Annotated in this window: 18 protein-coding genes and 2 pseudogenes; 10 read left to right on the plus strand and 10 right to left on the minus strand. The window is 71.0% G+C overall.

The genetic code is table 11. The features are described 5' to 3' along the window. The first annotated feature begins 11 nt into the window (after window positions 1–11). The gene (locus tag IEY17_RS13155) at window positions 12–1,274 is read left to right on the plus strand and encodes an NB-ARC domain-containing protein (RefSeq protein WP_188987651.1); all 1,263 of its coding nucleotides are present in this window, start codon (window positions 12–14) and stop codon (window positions 1,272–1,274) included. 371 nt (window positions 1,275–1,645) lie between these two features. Here the strand turns inward: IEY17_RS13155 and IEY17_RS26090 are convergent, their stop codons facing one another. Both IEY17_RS26090 and recQ read right to left on the minus strand, forming a co-directional pair. Next, window positions 1,646–1,810, minus strand: coding sequence for a hypothetical protein (locus IEY17_RS26090; RefSeq protein WP_188987652.1), 165 nt, complete (start codon window positions 1,808–1,810; stop codon window positions 1,646–1,648). 121 nt (window positions 1,811–1,931) lie between these two features. After that, the gene (gene recQ, locus IEY17_RS13165) at window positions 1,932–3,791 is read right to left on the minus strand and encodes a DNA helicase RecQ (protein ID WP_188987653.1); all 1,860 of its coding nucleotides are present in this window, start codon (window positions 3,789–3,791) and stop codon (window positions 1,932–1,934) included. Between the two features lie 179 nt (window positions 3,792–3,970). Here recQ and IEY17_RS13170 point away from each other — a divergent pair, with 179 nt between their 5' ends. From IEY17_RS13170 to IEY17_RS13195, 6 genes are all read left to right on the plus strand, one after another. After that, window positions 3,971–5,068, plus strand: coding sequence for an LLM class flavin-dependent oxidoreductase (locus IEY17_RS13170; RefSeq protein ID WP_188987654.1), 1,098 nt, complete (start codon window positions 3,971–3,973; stop codon window positions 5,066–5,068). Between the two features lie 66 nt (window positions 5,069–5,134). Then, the gene (locus IEY17_RS13175) at window positions 5,135–6,511 is read left to right on the plus strand and encodes a type I glutamate--ammonia ligase (protein WP_188987655.1); all 1,377 of its coding nucleotides are present in this window, start codon (window positions 5,135–5,137) and stop codon (window positions 6,509–6,511) included. 135 nt (window positions 6,512–6,646) lie between these two features. Further along, window positions 6,647–7,864, plus strand: coding sequence for a TetR/AcrR family transcriptional regulator (locus tag IEY17_RS13180; protein WP_188987656.1), 1,218 nt, complete (start codon window positions 6,647–6,649; stop codon window positions 7,862–7,864). Window positions 7,865–8,074: 210 nt separating this feature from the next. Next, window positions 8,075–9,715 (plus strand): acyl-CoA carboxylase subunit beta, encoded by a 1,641-nt coding sequence (locus IEY17_RS13185; RefSeq protein WP_188987657.1) that lies wholly within the window; start codon window positions 8,075–8,077, stop codon window positions 9,713–9,715. 34 nt (window positions 9,716–9,749) lie between these two features. Next, window positions 9,750–10,004, plus strand: coding sequence for an acyl-CoA carboxylase epsilon subunit (locus tag IEY17_RS13190; protein WP_188987658.1), 255 nt, complete (start codon window positions 9,750–9,752; stop codon window positions 10,002–10,004). 57 nt (window positions 10,005–10,061) lie between these two features. Continuing rightward, window positions 10,062–11,825 carry an acetyl/propionyl/methylcrotonyl-CoA carboxylase subunit alpha gene (locus tag IEY17_RS13195; RefSeq protein WP_188987773.1) on the plus strand — a complete coding sequence of 588 codons (1,764 nt, stop codon included), beginning with the start codon at window positions 10,062–10,064 and terminating at the stop codon, window positions 11,823–11,825. A gap of 49 nt (window positions 11,826–11,874) precedes the next feature. Here IEY17_RS13195 and IEY17_RS13200 read toward each other — a convergent pair whose 3' ends face one another. From IEY17_RS13200 to IEY17_RS25405, 3 genes are read right to left on the minus strand one after another with little or no spacing between them, the layout of a single operon-like run. Then, entirely contained in the window at window positions 11,875–12,051 is a 177-nt protein-coding gene (locus tag IEY17_RS13200; protein WP_188987659.1) for a DUF397 domain-containing protein, read from the minus strand. Next, window positions 12,048–12,395: a DUF5753 domain-containing protein gene (locus IEY17_RS25400; protein ID WP_229680116.1), complete on the minus strand. Its 348-nt coding sequence runs from the start codon at window positions 12,393–12,395 to the stop codon at window positions 12,048–12,050. The genes IEY17_RS13200 and IEY17_RS25400 overlap by 4 nt, the downstream gene beginning before the upstream one ends. After that, window positions 12,352–12,885: a Scr1 family TA system antitoxin-like transcriptional regulator gene (locus IEY17_RS25405; protein WP_229680117.1), complete on the minus strand. Its 534-nt coding sequence runs from the start codon at window positions 12,883–12,885 to the stop codon at window positions 12,352–12,354. Before IEY17_RS25405 ends, IEY17_RS25400 begins: the two co-directional genes overlap by 44 nt. A 474-nt stretch (window positions 12,886–13,359) precedes the next feature. Between IEY17_RS25405 and IEY17_RS13210 the strand changes: the two genes are divergently transcribed. The 3 genes from IEY17_RS13210 to IEY17_RS13220 all read left to right on the plus strand — a co-directional run bounded on the left by IEY17_RS13210 (window position 13,360) and on the right by IEY17_RS13220 (window position 17,022). Continuing rightward, entirely contained in the window at window positions 13,360–13,509 is a 150-nt protein-coding gene (locus tag IEY17_RS13210; protein ID WP_188987660.1) for a hypothetical protein, read from the plus strand. Between the two features lie 141 nt (window positions 13,510–13,650). Further along, on the plus strand, window positions 13,651–15,495 hold the full coding sequence (locus IEY17_RS13215; RefSeq protein ID WP_188987661.1) for a hypothetical protein: 1,845 nt from the start codon (window positions 13,651–13,653) through the stop codon (window positions 15,493–15,495). Between the two features lie 15 nt (window positions 15,496–15,510). After that, entirely contained in the window at window positions 15,511–17,022 is a 1,512-nt protein-coding gene (locus IEY17_RS13220; protein ID WP_188987662.1) for a type 1 periplasmic-binding domain-containing protein, read from the plus strand. Window positions 17,023–17,229: 207 nt separating this feature from the next. Here IEY17_RS13220 and IEY17_RS13225 read toward each other — a convergent pair whose 3' ends face one another. From IEY17_RS13225 to IEY17_RS25420, 5 genes and pseudogenes are all read right to left on the minus strand, one after another. Further along, window positions 17,230–18,108, minus strand: coding sequence for an NAD(P)-dependent oxidoreductase (locus IEY17_RS13225; protein WP_229680118.1), 879 nt, complete (start codon window positions 18,106–18,108; stop codon window positions 17,230–17,232). Window positions 18,109–18,196: 88 nt separating this feature from the next. Further along, window positions 18,197–19,624, minus strand: coding sequence for a four-carbon acid sugar kinase family protein (locus IEY17_RS13230; protein ID WP_188987664.1), 1,428 nt, complete (start codon window positions 19,622–19,624; stop codon window positions 18,197–18,199). A 2-nt stretch (window positions 19,625–19,626) separates the two neighbouring features. Continuing rightward, a pseudogene (locus tag IEY17_RS25410) lies at window positions 19,627–19,884 on the minus strand (FadR/GntR family transcriptional regulator); the annotation flags it as partial. Window positions 19,885–19,957: 73 nt separating this feature from the next. Then, window positions 19,958–20,101: pseudogene (locus tag IEY17_RS25415) on the minus strand (GntR family transcriptional regulator); the annotation flags it as partial. Then, the gene (locus tag IEY17_RS25420; protein WP_229680119.1) at window positions 20,098–20,331 is read right to left on the minus strand and encodes a FadR/GntR family transcriptional regulator; all 234 of its coding nucleotides are present in this window, start codon (window positions 20,329–20,331) and stop codon (window positions 20,098–20,100) included. The gene IEY17_RS25420 and the pseudogene IEY17_RS25415, both read right to left, overlap by 4 nt. Window positions 20,332–20,402 lie beyond the last annotated feature (71 nt).

Genomic DNA, 20,402 nt, shown 5'->3' on the forward strand with positions numbered 1-20,402 from the left:
CGTGCTATGGAATGCTTGCGAGCATGGATGATCGTCTCGGCGACCGGGTTCCGGGTGCGGCTGCGTGGAATGTGGCGTCGGGTTCAGCCCAGAATGTGGTGCAGGCGGGAGTCGTCGAGGGTGGGGTCCATTTCCATAGCGCAGGACATGCGCCAGTCAAGCTGCCGTACTGGTCGGGCAGTTTCCCGCCACTTGCCGACAAGATTCAGGAACGAGATGTCACGAAGGCGTTGACGGGAGTGTTGGATTCCGGCGACACCGTGGTGCTGTCTTCGGACTCCGTCGTGGTTTCCGGAATGGGCGGCGTGGGCAAGACCCAAGTCGCACGGTACTACGCCGAGCGGGTGTGGAAGTCAGGTGCGGCTGATCTGGTCGCATGGGTGACCGCGACCTCACGGGAAGCCATCATCTCCGGCTACGCGCGCTTGGCGACGGAGCTAACTGGCATCGAGGACCCTGAGCCGGAACTTGGTGCTCAGCGGCTTCTTGCGTGGTTGGCCTCGACGTCGGTGCGGTGGCTGATCGTGCTGGACGACCTCCAGCGCCCGGACGACCTCCGGGATCTGTGGCCACCGAACACGAGCACCGGGCAGATCGTGGTGACCACCCGCCGCCGAGACTCCGCGCTGCGCGGTCACGACCGTCGCATGATCGACGTCGGAGTGTTCACCCCCGACGAAGCCAATGCCTACCTGCGGGCCAAGCTGGCAGACGAGCCTTCCCTGCTAGAGGGCGCGTCCGAGCTAGCGGAAGAACTGGGCTACTTGCCACTGGCGTTGGCCCAGGTCAGCGCCTACATGCAAGATCGCGCCTTATCATGCGCCGAGTACCAGCGGCGACTGACCAGCCGCCGCCACCAACTGGCATCCCTGCTGCCAGAACCCCAGTCACTACCCGACCAGCATCACGCGACAGTAGCCGCGACCTGGTCACTGTCGGTCGAGCTCGCCAACGAGCTGCGACCAGCCGGGCTCGCGCAACCGTTGTTGGAGGTCGCCAGCCTGCTGGATGCCAACGGCATCCCCCGCCTAGTTTTCGCCACCGAGGCCATCGCAAACCTGTTGACCACCACAGTGGGCCGCGAGATTGACACGGACCAGGCATCTGACGGTCTCGGCTGCCTGCACCGACTCAGCCTGATTACTCTCGATCCCTCATCGGTGTCCCAGGAAGTGCGTATACACGCGCTCGTCCAGCGCGCCACTCGCGAGAATTTCACCCACCAACAACACGAACTAACGGCTCGGGCGGCTGCGGACGCCCTACGGACCTGACCACCCCGACACCCTCACCACCCGCAACCAGCTCATCTACTGGAAAAACAAAAAACCAGGCGATACCACTGACTAGTGAGAGCTGCAGGAATGCTTCGTGCGTGAGGTCAGGTTTTCCCAGCGGATGCGGAGTCTGCGGAAGCCGGGTAGCCAGGCGATGGCGTGTTCACGACGCATGGGTAGGTGCTGAGTCCGGAGCCGTTCTCGCGCCCCCTGCGTCGCAGGAACGGGATGATGCCCATCGCGGAGTGCCTTGCGTGCGGCGTTGGAGTCGTAGGCGGTGTCGTCGTAGAGCTCCAGGAATCTTGTGTGCGGGCGTCCGTGCTTGCCCGCGATCGCCGGGAGGTCGGCGACCATGGGCAGTAGCTGGGTCACGTCGTGGGTTTCGCGGCGGTCAACTTCACCCGGATCGGGGTGCCCTGGGCATCGCAGATGATGTGGTGTTTGGAGCCCGGGCGGGCGCGGTCAACCGGACTCGGCCCGACTTCTGGGCTATCACGCCCCCGCTTGACCTGGACCGTCGACGAATCGATCACGGCCCGGGAAAAGTGATCACATCAGCCGCCCGCAACTTGGCCAGCAGCACCTCGACCAGCTGCTCCCACGCACCGGCCTGCTGCCAGTACCGCATTCGCCAGTCCCGAAAGGACGGTCGGCTCACTCGACGGCGAGGACGTCGAGGACCTGCCGACCGTACTTGGCCAGCTTCTGCTCGCCGACGCCGCTGATCGTGCCCAACTCGTCCAGTGTGGACGGCTGGACGGTGGCGATCTGGCGCAGCGTCGAGTCGTGGAAGATGATGAACGGCGCCTTGTTCTCCTCGCGGGCCGTCGCCGCGCGCCAGGCGCGCAGCCGCTGGAACACCGGCTCCGCCTCCGGCGGCATGTCCTGCGGCGCCTGCTTGGTCGCCTTCTCCCTGGGCGAGCCGGCGCGGGCGGTGTCGGTGCGCAGCAGCACCTGGCGCGGGTTCTCCCGGCGCAGCACCTCCTTGCTGGACTCGGTGAGCACCAGCGTGCCGTAGTCGCCCTCGACCGCGAGCAGCCGCTGTGCCAGGAGTTGGCGGATCACGCCGCGCCACTCGTGGTCGCTGAGGTCCGCGCCGACGCCGAAAACGCTCAGCGCGTCGTGCCGGAACTGCGCCACCTTGGCCGTCTTCTTGCCGCGCAGGATGTCGATGATCTGCCCCGCGCCGAACTTCTGGTTGCGCTCCCGGTCCAGCCGGACCACCGTCGACAGCAGCTTCTGTGCGGCGACCGTGCCGTCCCACGACTTCGGCGGTGCCAGGCAGGTGTCGCAGTTCCCGCAGGCCGTCGCCTCCTGGCCGAAGTAGGCCAGCAGCCGCACCCGGCGGCACTCGACCGTCTCGCACAGCGCCAGCATCGCGTCCAGGTGCCGCGACTGGGTGCGCCGGTGCGCCTCGTCGCCCTCGGAGAGCTCGATGAGCTTGCGCTGCTGCACGACGTCCTGCAGCCCGTAGGCCATCCACGCCGTCGACGGCAGCCCGTCGCGGCCCGCGCGCCCGGTCTCCTGGTAGTAGCCCTCCACCGATTTCGGCAGGTCCAGGTGCGCCACGAAGCGCACGTCGGGCTTGTCGATGCCCATGCCGAACGCGATGGTGGCGACCATGACCAGGCCGTCCTCGCGCAGGAACCGGGACTGGTGCGCGGCGCGCACCTCCTTGTCCAGGCCCGCGTGGTAGGGCAGCGCCGGGATGCCGTTGTTCACCAGGAACTCCGCCGTGCGCTCCACCTCCGAGCGGGAGAGCCGGTAGACGATGCCCGAGTCGCCGGCGTGCTCGGTGCGCAGCAGCTGCAGCAACTGCTTGCGGGGGTCGTTCTTCGGGACGATCCGGTACTGGATGTTGGGCCGGTCGAAGTCGGCCACGAAGTGCCGGGCGCCGGTCAGCTCCAGGCGGGTGGCGATCTCCTGGCGGGTGGCCGGGGTCGCGGTGGCCGTCAGCGCGATGCGCGGCACCGCGGGCCAGCGCTCGTGCAGCACCGACAGCGCCAGGTAGTCGGGGCGGAAGTCGTGGCCCCACTGCGCCACACAGTGCGCCTCGTCGATGGCGAACAGCGAGACCTCGCCGCGGTCCAGCAGGACCGTGGTTGAGTCGAGCCGGAGCCGTTCCGGTGCCAGGTAGAGCAGGTCCAGCTCACCGGCGAGGAACGCGGCCTCGGTGGCGCGCCGCTGCTCGTAGCTCTGGGTGGAGTTCAGAAAGCCCGCCCGCACGCCGAGCTCGTTGAGCGCGTCGACCTGGTCCTGCATCAGCGCGATCAGTGGCGAGACGACCACGCCGGTGCCGGGCCGGACCAGCGCCGGGATCTGGTAGCACAGCGACTTGCCCCCGCCGGTGGGCATCAGCACGAGGGCGTCGCCGCCGCCGATGACGTGCTCGACGATCTCCTGCTGGTCACCGCGGAAGGAGTCGTAGCCGAAGATCCGCTGGAGGACCTGCAGGGCAGTGGCCGACGAGCTGGTCGGCTCGGCCGCGCGATCGGGGGAAGCCACGGCGCGCATCTTACGCACGGGCCCCGATGGACCGGGGTGTCCGACGGGGCCGACACGCCCCGGCGCGTCGTGGTGGGCGGTGTGACGTGGGGCCCGGCTGCCCGTGGCCGCCGGGAACAACTCGCCGCGCAGAATCGTTCGCAGAAACAGTTGAATCTCGTACTAGTTCGGCCTGCGGGGGAGCGCACATGCAGTTCGGCATCTTCACGGTCGGTGACGTGACCACCGACCCGACCACCGGCCGCACGCCCTCCGAGGCCGAGCGGATCAAGGCGATGGTGCGGATCGCGCTCAAGGCAGAGGAGATCGGCCTGGACGTCTTCGCCACCGGCGAACACCACAATCCGCCGTTCGTGCCGTCCTCGCCGACGACGATGCTGGGCTACGTGGCGGCCCGCACCGAGCGACTGATCCTGTCCACCGCCACCACCCTGATCACCACCAACGACCCGGTCAAGATCGCCGAGGACTTCGCGATGCTGCAACACCTGGCCGACGGCCGGGTGGACCTGATGATGGGGCGCGGCAACACCGCGCCGGTGTACCCGTGGTTCGGCCAGGACATCCGCCTGGGCATCCCGCTGGCCATCGAGAACTACCACCTGCTGCACCGGTTGTGGCGGGAGGACGTGGTCGACTGGGAGGGCCGTTTCCGCACCCCGCTGCAGGGCTTCACCTCGACACCGCGCCCTCTGGACGGCATCCCGCCGTTCGTCTGGCACGGCTCGATCCGCAGCCCGGAGATCGCCGAGCAGGCCGCCTACTACGGCGACGGGTTCTTCCACAACAACATCTTCTGGCCCAAGGAGCACACCAAGCGCATGGTCGACCTGTACCGGCAGCGCTTCGAGCACTACGGGCACGGCTCGGCCGACCAGGCGATCGTCGGCCTCGGCGGCCAGGTGTTCATGCGGAAGAACTCCCAGGACGCGGTGCGCGAGTTCCGCCCGTACTTCGACCACGCCCCGGTGTACGGCGGTGGCCCGTCGCTGGAGGAGTTCAGCGAGCAGACCCCGCTGACCGTCGGCAGTCCGCAGCAGGTCATCGACCGCACGCTGGGCTTCCGTGAGTACGTCGGCGACTACCAGCGGCAGCTGTTCCTGATGGACCACGCCGGGCTGCCGCTGAAGACCGTGCTGGAACAGCTGGACATCCTCGGCGAGGAGGTCGTCCCGGTGCTGCGCGAGGAGTTCCGCAAGCTGCGGCCCGCGCACGTGCCGGAGGCACCGACACACGCCTCCCTGAAGGCAGCGGCCGAGGCAGCGAGGTCCGAGGCGGTGCGATGAGCCCCCAGGTTCTGCCTCAATGTGGGCACTCGCACTCCAGCGGTGGAATGCGGATACCGTGGCAGGATGGGGCCGGAGCGCATTCCCGCCGAGGAGCCGTCAGCGCTGGCCGACGTCGTGTCCCGGTTGCGGGCGGACGGCGTCGAGATGGTCGAGATGTCCTTCGTGGACAACGCCGGGATCGTGCGGGTGAAGTCGGTGCCGTTGGACCGGTTGCCCGCCGCGACGCGGTTCGGTGTCGGCGCCTCGCCGTGCTTCGAGACCTTCACCTGCGACGACGCGATGGTGCGCGGGCGCTACCTGGGCGGCCCGGACGGTGACCTGCGGCTGGTCCCGGACGCGTCGCGGTTGGTCCGCCTGGTGGCGCTGCCGGGCTGGGCGTGGGCCCCGGCCGACAAGTACGACCAGGACGGACACCGGTTCGTCGCCTGTCAGCGGGCCTTCGCCGGGCGCCAGGTGGACGCGGCAGCCGCAGCCGGTCTGATCGCGCTGGCCGCGTTCGAGCACGAGTGGGCGCTGAGCGCCGACGACACCCGGTTCGTCCCGGCCTGCACCGGTCCCGCCTACGGCCAGGCCCGCCTGGAGGCGACCGCCGACTACGCGCGCGAGCTGGTGGCCGCACTGCACGCGCAGCAGCTCCAGGTCCAGCAGTTCCACCCGGAGTACGCGCTGGCCCAGGTGGAGCTGTCGGTCGCGGCGAAGGCCCCGGTGGCCGCCGCTGACGACGCGCTGCTGGTGCGGCACACGGCGCGTGCGGTGGCCCGGCGGTACGGGTGGCGGGCGACCTTCGCCCCATGCCTGGTGCCGGGCGAGGCGGGGTCCGGGGCCCACCTGCATCTGTCGGTGCGCGACGCGGACGGCAACCTGCTCGCCGGTGGTTCCGGGCGCCACGGGCTGCGTCCGGAGGGCGAGGCGTTCCTGGCCGGGGTGCTGCGGGAACTGCCCGCATTGCTGGCGATCGGCGGCGGCAGTCCGGCGAGCTTCCTGCGGCTGGAGCCGTCGCGGTGGGCCGGGGTCTGGCAGGTGTGGGGCCGGGAGGCGCGGGAGGCGGCGCTGCGGCTGATCACCGGCACGGTCGGCACCCAGCAGTGGGCGGCCAACGCGGAGGTCAAGTGCTTCGACGCCACCGCCAACCCCTACCTGGTGGTGGGCGCGGTGCTGGCCGCCGGGCTGGCCGGGGTGCGTGCCGGTCTGCGCCTGCCGCCGGAGACGACCGGCGACCCCGCGGCGCTGGGCGAGGCCGCGCGGGCCGAGGCGGGCATCCGCCGCCTGCCGACGGATGCCGCGCAGGCCGCTGACGCGCTGGCGGCGTCGGAGGTGCTCGCCGAGGCCATGGGCCCGCAACTGCACGACGCCGTGCTCGCGGTGCGCCGCGGGGAGGCCGAGCGCTTCGCCGACGCCGACCCCGCCGATCTCGTCGCGCGAACGCTGTGGCGCTGGTGACCACGTCGTCCACCATCCGCGAGCAGCCCCGCGCACCGTCCGCAGAGGACGGCGTGTTCTGGGCCATGCCGTCCTGGCGCGGTCCCGACGCGGTGCGAAAGTATGGTCCGCGACACCTGCAGAGGGGAGGCTGCGATGGCTGAGGTGACCGACACGGCCAGTCGGCCTGCCCGCCGGACCCGGCCGCGTAACCGCCGCGCGCTGATCACCGCCGCGGCGGCCGACCTGTTCTACCGCCTCGGCTACGCGCGTGTCGGGATGAGCGACATCGCCGAGGCGGTCGGCGTGGGCTCCTCGGCGCTGTACCGGCACTTCGCGGGCAAGCAGCAACTGCTGACCCGGGTGGTGCTCGACGAGCTCCAGCCGTTCAGTGCGATCACCGCGCAGGTCACCGACCGCGACCTCGACGAGGTGGTCGCCGAGCTGGCCACCGCCGCGCTGGACCACCGCCAGCTGGGCGTGCTGTGGCAGCGTGAGGCTCGGCAGCTGCCGGAGGAGCAGCGCGACGTGTTGCGCGAGGAGCTGCGCGGGGTCGCCAGCGGGCTGGCCGAGGTGGCGCGCGCCTTCCGGCCGGAGCTGACCGGCGAGGACGCCCGGTTCCGCGCCTGGTGCATGTTCAGCGTGCTGACCAGCCCGTCGTACCACCAGGTGGACCTGCCGCGGCGGGAGTTCGAGCAGCTGCTGCGTGCGATGGTGGTGGTCATCGGCAACCAGCCGCCGCTGCGCTTCGCCGACCGGCGCGACGAGGACCCCGACCGGCGTGCCGCGTTGTTCGCCGGGCGCGCCTCGCGGCGGCGGCTGCTGCTGGCCGCGGCGATGCGGCTGTTCTCCGACGCCGGCTACACCAAGGTCACCACCGAGGACGTCGGCGCGGCGGCGGGCATCGCCGGTCCGAGCCTGTACAACTACTTCGCCAGCAAGCAGGAGCTGCTGAGCACGGTGATCAACCGCGGCAGCGCGTGGCTGGAGGTGGAGCTGGAGCGGACGCTGGCCAGCACCCCGGCCGCTGACGACGCGCTGCGGGAGCTGCTGCGCTCCTACATCACCTTCGCCTTCGACCACGGCCGGTTCATCGACATCCTGGTCAGCGAGGTCAACCACCTGCCGGACGCGGAGCGGCACCGGGCGCGGCAGACGCAGCACGCCTACGTCGCGGAGTGGGTGGGGCTGCTCTGCGAGGCGCGACCGGAGCTGGACCCGGTGCGCTCCCGGATCCTGGTGCAGGCCGCGTTGACCGCGGCCAACGACATGGCCCGCACCGGCGCGGTGCGCGACGTCGACGCGCTGCTGCGGATCGGGTCGGCGCTGATGCTGGACACCCCGGTCGAGGCGGTGCGACAGGACCTCCCCTGAGCGGCACAGGGCTGCTAACCACGATTCACTTAACAGTTCAAACCCGCTGAAAGTGACGTTACTGCTGGTCACGACATACTAGGGGCTGCTCACTTCGACGTTGACTTCGAGTGGCGGTCCGCACTACGCTCCGCGTGGACCAGGTCTGCCTGGGCGGGGGCTGGACGGTGGACACTGGAATCGAACAGGTTTCGAGGACGGGTTGGTTGCATGAGCAGCGCGACGGAACCGGTCGGTCAGCCGCCGGTTGACGTGCCGGACATCCACACCACCGCCGGCAAGCTGGCGGATCTGTACCGGCGGAGCGACGAGGCGGTGCACGCCGGCTCGGCGCGCGCGGTGGCCAAGCAGCACGCCAAGGGCAAGAACACCGCGCGCGAGCGGATCGACATGCTGCTGGACCCGGGATCGTTCGTGGAGCTCGACGAACACGCCCGGCACCGCTCGACGAACTTCGGGATGGACGCCAACCGGCCCTACGGTGACGGCGTGGTGACCGGCTACGGCACCATCAACGGCCGCAAGGTCTGCGTGTTCTCCCAGGACTTCACCGTGTTCGGCGGCTCGCTCGGCGAGGTGTTCGGCGAGAAGATCGTCAAGGTCATGGACCTGGCGCTCAAGGTTGGGTGCCCGCTGATCGGCATCAACGACTCCGGCGGGGCGCGCATCCAGGAGGGCGTGGCGGCGCTGGGCCTCTACGCCGAGATCTTCAAGCGCAACACCCACGCATCCGGTGTGATCCCGCAGATCTCGCTGATCATGGGACCGTGCGCGGGCGGCGCCGTGTACTCCCCGGCGATCACCGACTTCACCGTGATGGTCGACCAGACCTCGCACATGTTCATCACCGGACCGGACGTCATCAAGACCGTCACCGGCGAGGACGTCACGTTCGAGGAACTGGGCGGCGCCCGCACCCACAACTCGCGGTCCGGCAACGCGCACTACCTGGCCAGCGACGAGGCGGACGCGATCGCCTACGTCAAGGAACTGCTGTCGTACCTGCCCAGCAACAACCTGGCCGAAGCGCCCGTCTTCGAGGGCCTCGACAACAGTGTCGGCTCGGTGGCCGACGCGGTCACCGACGCCGACCGGGAGCTGGACGTGCTGATCCCGGATTCGCCGAACCAGCCGTACGACATGCACGAGGTGATCTCCCGGGTCGTCGACGACGAGGAGTTCCTGGAAACCTCGGCGCTGTTCGCGCCGAACATCATCACCGGCTTCGGACGGATCGAGGGACACCCGGTGGGCGTGGTCGCCAACCAGCCCACCCAGCTCGCGGGCACCCTGGACATCGACGCCAGCGAGAAGGCGGCGCGGTTCGTGCGGTTCTGCGACGCGTTCAACATCCCGGTGCTGACGTTCGTCGACGTGCCGGGCTTCCTGCCGGGCACCGACCAGGAGTGGAACGGCATCATCCGGCGCGGCGCGAAGCTGCTGTACGCCTACGCCGAGGCCACCGTCCCGCTGGTCACCGTGATCACCCGCAAGGCGTACGGCGGTGCCTACGACGTGATGGGCTCCAAGCACCTGGGCGCCGACATCAACCTGGCGTGGCCGACCGCGCAGGTCGCGGTGATGGGCGCCCAGGGCGCGGTGAACATCCTCTACCGACGGCAGCTCGCCGAGGCCGCCGAGGCCGGGGAGGACGTCGAGGCCCTGCGCGCCCGCCTGCAGCAGGAGTACGAGGACACCCTCTGCAACCCGTACGTCGCCGCCGAGCGCGGCTATGTCGACTCGGTCATCCCGCCGTCGCACACCCGCGGGTACGTGGCGAGGTCGCTGCGGATGCTGCGCGACAAGCGCGCCCACCTGCCCGCGAAGAAGCACGGCAACATCCCGCTGTGACGTCGAGGGCGGGACTCCCGCGAGGAGGTGTTCGATGAGCCAGGACGAGGGTGCGGCGCCGCTGCGGCCGGTGCTGCGCGTCGTGCGCGGCAATCCCAACGACGTCGAGATCGCCGCGCTGACCGCGGCGCTGACCGGTCTGGCCGCCGCGCGGGCCGCCGCGTCCGCACCGGTGCGCCAGCCGATGTCGCTGTGGGGTGACCGGTCCGCCGCGCTCCGCCACCCGGTGGGGCGCCGCCCGCTGCGGCCGGGGCCGCACGCCTGGCGTGCCTCGGCGCTACCGGGCTGAGCAACCAGATGTCACCAGTTGTCCGGCGTCGCGCCGGGAAATGAGGAGTTGACCACTGTGGACGTGACGCCGATCAGCAAGGTTTTGATCGCCAACCGCGGTGAGATCGCGGTGCGGGTCATCCGCGCCTGCAAGGACGAGGGCATCGCCTCGGTCGCCGTCTACGCCGAGCCGGACGCCGACGCGCCGTTCGTGCGGCTGGCCGACGAGGCGTTCGCGCTGGGCGGTTCCACACCCGGCGAGTCGTACCTCAACATCGACAAGATCATCGACGTGGCCAAGCGCGCCGAGGCCGACGCGGTGCACCCGGGCTACGGCTTCCTGTCGGAGAACGCCGACTTCGCCCAGGCGGTGCTGGACGCGGGCCTGGTGTGGATCGGGCCGTCGCCGCAGGCCATCCGGGACCTCGGCGACAAGGTCACCGCCCGGCACATCGCCACCCGCGCCGGGGCGCCGCTGGTGCCGGGCACCAAGGACCCGGTGTCCGGAGCTGATGAGGTCGTGGCGTTCGCCGAGGAGCACGGGCTGCCGGTCGCCATCAAGGCGGCCTTCGGCGGCGGCGGGCGCGGCCTGAAGGTGGCCCGCACCCTGGAGGAGATCCCCGAGCTGTACGCCTCGGCGGTGCGCGAGGCCGAGACCGCCTTCGGCCGCGGCGAGTGCTTCGTGGAGCGCTACCTCGACCGGCCACGGCACGTGGAGGCCCAGGTGCTGGCCGACCAGCACGGCACCGTCGTGGTCGTCGGCACCCGTGACTGCTCGCTGCAGCGTCGCCACCAGAAGCTTGTCGAGGAGGCGCCCGCGCCGTTCCTCACCGACGAGCAGCGCCGCACCATCCACGAGGCGGCGCGCGCCATCTGCGCCGAGGCCGGCTACCACGGCGCGGGCACCGTGGAGTTCCTGGTCGGTTTGGACGGGACGATCTCGTTTCTGGAGGTCAACACCCGGCTGCAGGTGGAGCACCCGGTGTCGGAGGAGACCACCGGCATCGACCTGGTCCGCGAGCAGTTCCGCATCGCCGCCGGCGAGAAGCTGCGGATCACCGAGGACCCGCAGCCGCGCGGCCACTCCATCGAGTTCCGCATCAACGGCGAGGACCCGGGCCGCGGCTTCCTGCCCGCGCCCGGCACGGTCACCCGCTTCGTCGCCCCGCACGGCCCGGGTGTCCGGGTGGACGCCGGGGTGGAGACCGGCAGCGTGATCGGCGGGCAGTTCGACTCGCTGCTGGCCAAGGTGATCGTGACCGGCGCGGACCGGCAGCAGGCGCTGGAGCGATCCCGGCGGGTGCTTGACGAGATGGTCGTGGAGGGCCTGGCCACGGTCCTGCCGTTCCACCGGCTGATCGTCCGCGACCCGGCGTTCGTCGGCACCGACGGCTTCACCGTGCACACCCGCTGGATCGAGACCGAGTTCGACAACACCGTCGAGCCGTTCACCGGCGGCGCCGAGGCGGAGGAGCCGGAGCCCCGGCAGACCATCACCGTGGAGGTCGGCGGTCGTCGCCTGGAGGTCACGCTGCCCGCCGAGTTCGCCGCGCCGTCGGCCGCCCCGGCGGCCAGGGCCAAGCGCCGCAGGCGTACCGCGGGCAAGACCGCCGCCGCGGTGTCGGGCGACGCGGTGACCGCGCCGATGCAGGGCACCATCGTCAAGATCGCCGTCACCGACGGCCAGGAGGTCGCCGCGGGCGACCTCATCGCGGTCCTGGAAGCGATGAAGATGGAGAACCCGGTGACGGCCCACAAGGCGGGTACCGTCACCGGCCTGTCCGCTCAGCCGGGCGACTCGGTGTCCCAGGGCACCACCCTCTGCGAGCTGAAGGACTGACGAACGCGGTGGGCCCCGCCTGGGAGCTCCGAGCGGGGCCCGTCTGTGCTCAGCGGTCGAACCGGCCGCGCTTGACGGCCTGTACGAACGTGGCGACGTCTACGCGCAGGGTGGGGCCGTGCGGGTCCTTGGAGTCGCGGATCTCGTCTAGGCTCGTCGTCAATTCGACGCAGGTCGCGGTGCTCTGACTGCGGGACGACTTGATCCAGACCTTCGGGTCGGTCATTCCTTCCGCTCCATCCTGCCAACCAGGTCCGCTATGCGCTTCGCCGAGTCTTCGGGGCTCAGCGTCTCTTTTCGTACCATCTCGATCGCCTGCCTGTACATGCGAATGTCTGCTTCTTCATGGAGGAAGAGGCCAGACTTGCGGTTCTCGAGGTGGACGGCCGCCCCGGAAGGGGTTTCGATCAGCATGAACGGTCCGTCGAGCGCGGGATTCCAGCCAGTGTCGGACCGGATGAGCCGCAGCTCGATGTTCGGGCGTTTCCCGGCCTTCAAGAGGTACCTGAGCTGCTCGGTGAGAACCTTACGGGAGCCGATGACCTGCGTCAGCGCCGACTGGCCGATCATGGCTACGAACTGGACGGGTTTGCGGGCCAGTCAGCACCTCGCGCCGCCCGACCCGGATCGAGACGCGGGTCGCGAGTTCGCCAGCGGGCAGACCTGATCCCATGATTCCGCGGATGTAGTCGGTCGTCTGCACCAAGCCGGGGATGAGCAGGGGTGACACCTCGGTTATCTTGGTCGCGTTTTGCTCCAGGTCGAGCAAGGCGGCGGTTTGCTGCCGGTTTTCGGGGAGCGTCGTCGCTACCCAGCTCGAATCGCTTGCGCCGTAAGCAAGACCGATGATTTCCTCGTAGCGCTCCCCGTTCACCCCCAGCGCCGTCAGGATCTGGGCGACCTGTTCCGGCTTCGGTATCCGATCACCCGTTTCCCATCGCGACAGGACCCCGGGGTCTCGGCCGAGCTGGGCGGCGAACCCGCGGACCGTCAGTCCTTGCTCCTGCCGAGCCTCGCGAAGCGCGTTCCCAAGCGCTCGGCTTCTGGGGGTTCTCGTCATAGCTCTCTCCGTTCGTAAGCACTGATCACCTGTTGCGCCCATGGTCACGGCGTTGTTGATGGTGGCACGTTGCAACAAAGTTCAGTAATGACCACATCGGGTGGTCGAGAACGAAAGCAGTGAGCGGAGGGATGATGTCCACGAAACCGGAATATGGTTCAACTATCCGGGCTGCCAAGGGGATTCGCCATTTCCAGTACCGGCCGGGGGTTGTGCCGGACTGGTGCAGGTTCGCGCACATTCGTTGCGGCGCAGATGATTCCTTGGTGCGGTCCTGGTGCCGCCGGCTGTTCCAGGCAGAGGAGGTGGAGGAGTGCTCGCCGCCGGGAGAGCCGTCCCCCGGGTTGCCGGCGGGGATGCACGAATGCGCGGATTGCTTCGTGGCCGCCGCATTTCCGGAGCTCGCCGACCGGGCAGTGGCGGACGGGATGATCCCGGCGCGGATCGACACGCCGCGTGAGATGGCGTCCGCAAATGCTGGTGTTGCAACAGGACCTGGCGGACGAGGCACGCCGTATCCCCACCGGTGACGTGGATGTGATCCGCCTCGGACGTCTGGCCGCCGACACCGAACGCTTCGCGAACGCTCTGCGCCGCTTCGGCTGGCTGGCCACGCGGGCCTGAAGGTCACCTCGGTTGCGGTGCGCCGCGCGCACGTGCCGGGCCGAGGCGGTTTCGGGCGTTCCCGCCGATTTCGCGCAAACCGCTTGACTCATCGCCGGCAGTGGTGACACTGGATCCCTCGGGGGTGATCAAGGGAGAGGGATGGCTGGGGGCGGCGAACTGGCCGGGCGGTCCGGCGTGGTCGAGGGGCTCGTGCGCCAGTGCGTGCGCCGTGACCTGCGCGCGGCGGGGGCGGACCTGCCCGTCATCGTGCTGGCGGGGCCGCGCGGCAGCGGCAAGACCGCAGCGCTGGGCGACATCCGGCGGCGCTGCGGGATGCTGGTGCCGCACGCCGCGTCCGATCTGGAGCAGCCCGACACCTCGCCGCGGGCGATCGTCACCGAGCTGGCCTTTGAGCTGAGCCGCAAGTACGAAAGCTCCGGCCGCATCCACTTCCGGCAGCTCATGCTGTGCCTGCTGGTCGTCGGCGCCCAGCTGAACCCGGAGAACCGGGAGAAGGCGCTGGCGCAGGTCCGCGCCGCCGCGGCGGCCGACGCGGAGTTCTCCGAACGCACGCACACCGTGGTCGAAGGCGTCATCGACAGCGTCATGCAGGGCGGCGTGGTTCCGTGGTGGTCGAAGCTGGCCGCCGAGACGTTGTTGCGGGGCAGCGAATCACTGCGGTGGCGACATAGACTGCGTCGCGCCTCCGGCATCCGGGAGGCCGTACCGGAGCGGTCCCCGAACCTGCAGGACGTGCTGGTGGACATCGGGGCCGCCGACAGCGACCTGATGGACGAGGTGTTCTGCGCGGCGTTCCTCGCCGACCTGCGGGAGGCGTACCGGGGCCGCCGCGGCCGACGGCGCAGGGCCAACTGCGTGGCGCTGCTGGACAACGTCGACTCGCCCGGCGGCATGCGGTTCCTCGACCTCCTGCTCACCCTGCGGCAGCGCCACGAACCGGACCCGCTGGTCGTGGTCGGCACCAGTCGGCAGTGGCACCCCAGGTGGGGGCAGCGGGGTGTCGCCCCGGAGCATGCCTCGCTGGCCGACTGGGCCGACCACCGCGAACCGGACCGGGGACCGGACTCCTGGTGGTACCCGATCGACCTACGCGACCTGGTGCCCGCGGAGGTGGCGATCGTCGGCCGGTTCGCGGCGGGCTCGGCGGCGGCGCCGTTCGTGCACGAGCTGACCGGCGGCCACCCGTGGGGTGTGCAGGAGGTCCGCGCCGCGCTCGGTGACCGGCCGACGGGCTCGGCGATGCGGCTGGTGCTGAAGCACCGCGCCGCGGGCGCCGCGCCCCTCGCCGAGCGGGCCCGGGACTACCTGCTGCGGGACTTCGACGCCGCGCAGCGGGAGGTACTGGTCGGCCTGTCGGCGGCGCCGAACCTGGAGCTGGCCACCCGCGCCGAGGTCCGCCTGGGCAGCGACGGCGCCGCGGGCGTCCTGCACGAGATCCGCAGTCGGCTGTGGTCGGTGCTGGATCACGAGAACCGGCTGGCCCTGCACCCGTGGCTGCGCCGGTTGCTGCTGCACGAGCTGGCGAACCGGCCCGACGACCACCCGCAGCGCTGGGTCGTGGTGCACACCCGGCACCGCGAGCACCACCGCGACAACGGCAACACCGCCTTGGCGCTCTACCACGCGCTGGCCCTGCAGGACCTGGGGGCCGTGGTGGCGCACCTCCAGCAGCGGTTCGAGCAGATCAGCACCGAGGCCGACGTGCACCCGTGGTTGCAGCGCCTTGAGCTGATCACGGCCGCGCCCAACCGCCTGCCCACCGACCGCGAACCCCGCGAGCAGGTGGAGCAGCTGGTGCGGGCGGCCCCGGCGGCGAACGCGAACCTGGCCCGGCTGGTGGCGGCGAAGTGGCTGATGTCCGACCCGCTGGGCGACCCCGGCCGGACCCTGCGCGGCATCGTGCGCAGCGAGTTCGAACAGCTCGCGCGGCAGGCGCGGGCCGGATTCGTGGTGCTGTTCGGCGAGAGCGAGAAGTACGCCTGACCCGGGAGGCAGTCGGTGGCGAATTACGTGGAGCGGACGTGGTGGCAGCAGCACCGGATGAAGGTGCTAGCGGTGGCCGCCGTCGTGCTGCTGCTGGCCGGTGGGGGCGTGTTCTGGGTGTGGCAGGCGGGCCGCTGCGCGGCGGGCGTCGACCGGCTCGGCCCGGACGGTGAGTGCATCGGGATATCCGACGGTTCCTTCGAATTCCACCCGATGCTGGCCGACGTCCAGCGCAAGATCAAGGAGGAGAACGACTGGGTGCTGGCGCAGGGCAGGCCGTACGTCAGCATCGTCTACCTCGCCCCGATGACGTTGGCCGAGGGCGACACCGTCACCGTCGAGGCCACCCGCAACGCCCTGCGGGGCGCCTACATCGCCCAGCTGCGCGCCAACCACGACGGCGGCTGGGAGGGCGACTTCCCGCTGATCCGGCTGCTGCCCGCCAACCCCGGAACCCGGTTCCAGCAGTGGGAGCCGGTGGTGGAGCGGATCCGGCAGGCGCAGCACTCGGACGACCGGGTGGTGGCGGTCGCCGGGCTTGGGCAGAGCCACGAGGGCACGGCGCGGGCCATCGAGCGGCTGGCGGAGTACCGCATCCCGATGGTGGGCGCGACGATCACCGCCGACGTGTTCACCGAGGCGGAGCGGCAGGGCCGGTTCACCGGGTTGATGCGGGTGGCGCCGTCGAACACCGAGCAGGTCCGGGCGATGGTCCGGCGGCTGGCCGGCACCCGCCGCGCGATGCTGGTGCAGGACGCCAACCAGTCCGACCTGCTGGCCAACAACCTGGCTGAGGCGTTCAACAGCGAGTACCCGCGGGACGGGCGGCAGCTGATCCGGCCGGAGATCTACGACTCGTCGCTGGGCACCGCGAACACCTTCCCCGCCATGGTGCGCAACATCTGCGCGGCGCGGCCGGACGCGATCTTCTTCTCCGGCCGCTACCGCGACCTCGCCCTGCTGATGGGGGCGCTGAAGAACCGGCCCTGCCCGGACCTGCGGCTGCGGGTGCTGGCCCTGGACAGCGTCGTCGACCTCGCCGGGGTCGACGAGGTGCGCCGCACGCTGTCGCCGAACACCACGCTGGAGTACACCCACCTGTCCACCCCGCGCGCCTGGGACGCGGCCCCGTGGGCGTTCGACCAGGAGGCGATCCGGTACTTCCGCGACCCGCAGCTGCGCACCTCCTACCGCAACGTCTTTCGCGACGACTCGGCCGGTGACGGCATGGCCATCGCCTCCTTCGACGCGGTGGGGGTGACGATCACGGCGATCCGCCGCGCGGCGGGCAGCGGCCAGGACGCCGCGGCGATCACGGCCGAGACGGTCGCCGAGCAGTTCCATGTCATGCACGGCTCGGAGGCGGTGCCCGGCGCCAGCGGCTGGCTGTCGTTCGACGCGACCGGTCACCCGGAGGACAAGGCGTTGTCGGTGTTCACGCTCTCGATCGACGACGGGCGGAGCGCGGGGCAGAACCTCCCGGACGTGGTCTCGGCCTCCGGCCACATCCGCACCCACCCCAGCTGACCGCGCTCCCACCGGATGTCCGGCACCGGCCGCGGCGTGCTCCCGGTCTCGGTGCGACCCTGCACCGCCCCGTTGCGGTGCTTGCGCCGCCCCGTTACGCCGCGGCGCTGCCCGTACCGGCGCCGCCGCGCAACGGGCGCGAACTCCGTGAATGCCCTCCGCGTGTCGTGTGTCGTGGGATGTCGCCGTGTCGGGGGCGGGCGGGGTTCAGTCCTTGGGGGAGAGGACCGTGACGACCGCGGAATCGTCCGCCGCGCCCAGACCCGCCCGCTCGCCGAGCAGGTAGAGCTGGTGGGCCGCCGCCGCGAGCGGGGTGGGCACGTGCGCGTCCCGGGCCAGGTCCCCCACGATGCCCATGTCCTTGACGAAAATGTCCAGGCGCGACCGCACCTCCGCGCCCTCCCCGTATGCCTCGATCATCCGCGGGCCGCGGTCGGCCAGCATGAACGAACTCGCCGCACCCTGGCTGAGCGCCTCGACGACCAGGTTCGGGTCCAGGCCGATGCCCCGCGCCAGCGCCACCGCCTCGGCCGCCGCCGCGATGTGCACCCCGGCCAGCAGCTGGTTGATCGCCTTGAGCGCCTGGCCGTCGCCGGGGTTGGGGCCGATGATCGTCAGCGTCGAGGCCAGCCGTTCCAGGACGGGTCGGGTCGCCGCCAACGCGTCGTCGGCGGCTCCCACCACGATCAACAGGTCGCCCCTGGCCGCACGCGCCGGGCCGCCGCTGACCGGCGCGTCCACCACCCGGTGGTCTGGCAGCCGTGCCGCCGTCGCCCTGGCGGCCTGCGGACCGACGGTGCTGGTGAGCACGACGTCCGCGCCGGGGCGCAGCGTCGTCGCGACGCCGTCGGGCCCGAACAGCGCCGCCTCGACCTGCTGCTGGTCACGCACGGCGAGCAGTACCACGTCAGCGTCGACCGCCGCTTCGGCGGCCGTGGTGGCCGGGGTGGCGCCCGCGTCGGCGGCCTGCGCCCGGCGGTCGGCGTCGAGGTCGAAAGCGGTCACCGGGAACTCGGCGGCGAGGCGGCCGGCCATCGGCAGCCCCATCGCGCCGAGCCCGATCACCGCGACCCGCGGCTTGCTCATCATTCCTCCACAGTGGATCGTCTGGTGTGGTGCCGGGTGCGGGCTCGGGCCCGCGACGCACACCCGCCGTGCGAGTCGGTGTCCGGTCTCACCGGTCGCGCAGCGCGCGGACGACGTGGGCCAGGGCCTGTTCGTCGCCGACGTTGCCGGGAAACACGACGTACGGGATACCGGCCGACTCGCCGGCGACCGGCTCCCACAGCGAGACCATGCCCGGCAGCAGGGTGCCGCGGGTGATGGCGCGGCGGATGCGCAGGCCGTCGGTGGCGATGTCGCTGGCGGTGATCCCGCCCTTGGCCACCACGAACCCGGGCCGGTGCGCGCGCACCGCCGCCGCCACGGTCGCCACCAGCGCGGACGACACCGCGCGGGCGATGGCCAGGCTGTCGTCGGCGTCGCGGCCGGTGACCAGGGCGCGGCTGGTGCGGATCACCGCGTCGCAGCGCGACATCGCCGCCGCGGCGCGGGCCGCGACCTCCGCGACGTGCGCGTCGCGGGCGGCCGGGTCCAGCAGCGTCGGCACGTCGAGCTCGACCTCCTCGATCCCGCCCAGGCAGCGCAACCCGGCGAGCTGGCTGGTGGTCAACCCGACGTGTGAGCCGACGGCGATCAACCCGTGCCCGCTGCCGTACGCGCGCAGCACCTCGCCGTCCAGCGGCGGGCTCGCGGCCTGGCCGGTCCGCGCCCGCACGAACGCCGGGCCGACCCGGTACAGCAGCCGGACGCCGTTCGATTCCGCCCGCAGCAGACCGAGGGCGAGCACCCGAAGGTCGTCGTCGCAGGCGGCGTCGACCACGACCTGCCGCCGGTCCCGGACACCGCCCAGCAGCTCGGCCACCCGCTCCGGCCCACCGGTGCGCACATCCGCCAGGGTGATGGCCAGAACCGCCTCGGCGGCGACCCGGCCGCCGGTCTTCTCCGCCACCCACTCGCGCAGGTCGGAGCTGCGGTAGCCGAAGGTGGCGTCGCGGGCGAACTCGGTGTCCCCGGCGGGCACCATCCCGGCAGCGGTGCGCGCCCAGTGCACCGAGTCGACGGTGAACCGGCCCGCGTCGGGGAAGGCGGGCACGATGACCACGCCGTCCACCGGGCGGCCGTGCCGTTCGAGGTCGTCGGCGAGCGCGTCGGTCTCACCCGGATAGTGGCCGCGCAGCGTCGAGTCGCTGCGGCTGGCCAGCACGAAGTCGACGCCTTCGGCCCGCGCCGCCGCGGCGAGCGCGTCGACGACCTCGCGGTTGCGGGCGGCGGCGTCGGCGAACGACAGGCTTCGCGTGTTGGTCAGCACGAAGCAGGCGCCGCCCGGTTGCCGCAGGCCCCACCGCAGGTCGTCGATGGTCCAGCCGGTCAGCACCGGGATGTCGGCGACGGTCTGGGTGCCGGTCGGGTCGTCGTCGAGGACGACCAGGCGCGGTCCGGTGGCGGTGCTCTCGGCGATCTCGGTGGGGTCGACCGTGCGAACCGGGGGCAGCCCGGTCAGCAGCTCTTCGACCGGGATCGGCGCGCTGGGGTGCGGCATTGCTACTCCACGGGGTGCTTGGCGATGACGTGTGTGCGCAGGTCGTCGGCGGTCTGGGCGAGGTGGGCGGCCATCGCCTGCCGCGCCTGCGCGGGATCGCCGGACTCCAGCGCGTGCAGGATGCGGGTGTGCTGTTCGAGGGCGTTGGCCCGGATCTCGCCGACCGCGGCGGTCTCCCGCCGACCCTTGACCAGCAACCTCCCGAAGGGCTCGAACATCAGCGGGATGATGGTGTTGCCGGTGGCCTGCATGATCGTGGCGTGGAAGGCGAGGTTCGGCGGCGACGAACAGCTCCACGTCGCCGGTCCCGGCGGCGGTGCGCATGTCCCGCAACTGGTCGCGCAGCTGCGCCAGGTCGTCCTCGGTGCGTTTGGTGGCGGCGAGTTCGGCCGCGCCGACCTCCCGCAGCCGCCGGGCCTCGATGAGGCTTTCCGACACCACGGCGCTGCACCGCGGGGAGCTCGCGGCCCGGATCATCGGGTCCAGTGCGCTCCAGTGCGCGGGGGCGTTGACGTAGGTGCCGCGGCCGCGCTGGATGCGCACCACTTCTGCACCCGCAGCGCCTTCACCGCCTCGCGGACCGTCAACCGGCTGACCGAGAACTGCTCGGCGAGTTCGCCTTCGGACGGTAGCGCGGCCCCGGGCGGGTAGGTGCCGTCGATGATGGCCGCGAGTAGCTGCTCGGCCAGCTCATCGGGCAGGGACACCGCGACCACCTACTGATCAGACGTCTGATGTCTTCGAAGTGGCGCGAAGTTATCCGCCCGTCAGTGCGGTG

The organism is Saccharopolyspora thermophila (assembly GCF_014646075.1).
In the GTDB taxonomy this organism is placed as follows: domain Bacteria; phylum Actinomycetota; class Actinomycetes; order Mycobacteriales; family Pseudonocardiaceae; genus Saccharopolyspora; species Saccharopolyspora thermophila.

Excerpts from the sequence above, each read along its gene's own strand:
- IEY17_RS13155 (WP_188987651.1), top strand. The coding sequence starts at position 12 with ATGCTTGCGAGCATGGATGATCGTCTCGGCGACCGGGTTCCGGGTGCG.
- recQ (WP_188987653.1), bottom strand. The coding sequence starts at position 3,791 with ATGCGCGCCGTGGCTTCCCCCGATCGCGCGGCCGAGCCGACCAGCTCG.
- IEY17_RS13170 (WP_188987654.1), top strand. The coding sequence starts at position 3,971 with ATGCAGTTCGGCATCTTCACGGTCGGTGACGTGACCACCGACCCGACC.
- IEY17_RS13175 (WP_188987655.1), top strand. The coding sequence starts at position 5,135 with ATGGGGCCGGAGCGCATTCCCGCCGAGGAGCCGTCAGCGCTGGCCGAC.
- IEY17_RS13180 (WP_188987656.1), top strand. The coding sequence starts at position 6,647 with ATGGCTGAGGTGACCGACACGGCCAGTCGGCCTGCCCGCCGGACCCGG.
- IEY17_RS13185 (WP_188987657.1), top strand. The coding sequence starts at position 8,075 with ATGAGCAGCGCGACGGAACCGGTCGGTCAGCCGCCGGTTGACGTGCCG.
- IEY17_RS13190 (WP_188987658.1), top strand. The coding sequence starts at position 9,750 with ATGAGCCAGGACGAGGGTGCGGCGCCGCTGCGGCCGGTGCTGCGCGTC.
- IEY17_RS13200 (WP_188987659.1), bottom strand. The coding sequence starts at position 12,051 with ATGACCGACCCGAAGGTCTGGATCAAGTCGTCCCGCAGTCAGAGCACC.
- IEY17_RS25400 (WP_229680116.1), bottom strand. The coding sequence starts at position 12,395 with ATGATCGGCCAGTCGGCGCTGACGCAGGTCATCGGCTCCCGTAAGGTT.
- IEY17_RS25405 (WP_229680117.1), bottom strand. The coding sequence starts at position 12,885 with ATGACGAGAACCCCCAGAAGCCGAGCGCTTGGGAACGCGCTTCGCGAG.
- IEY17_RS13210 (WP_188987660.1), top strand. The coding sequence starts at position 13,360 with ATGCTGGTGTTGCAACAGGACCTGGCGGACGAGGCACGCCGTATCCCC.
- IEY17_RS13215 (WP_188987661.1), top strand. The coding sequence starts at position 13,651 with ATGGCTGGGGGCGGCGAACTGGCCGGGCGGTCCGGCGTGGTCGAGGGG.
- IEY17_RS13225 (WP_229680118.1), bottom strand. The coding sequence starts at position 18,108 with ATGAGCAAGCCGCGGGTCGCGGTGATCGGGCTCGGCGCGATGGGGCTG.
- IEY17_RS13230 (WP_188987664.1), bottom strand. The coding sequence starts at position 19,624 with ATGCCGCACCCCAGCGCGCCGATCCCGGTCGAAGAGCTGCTGACCGGG.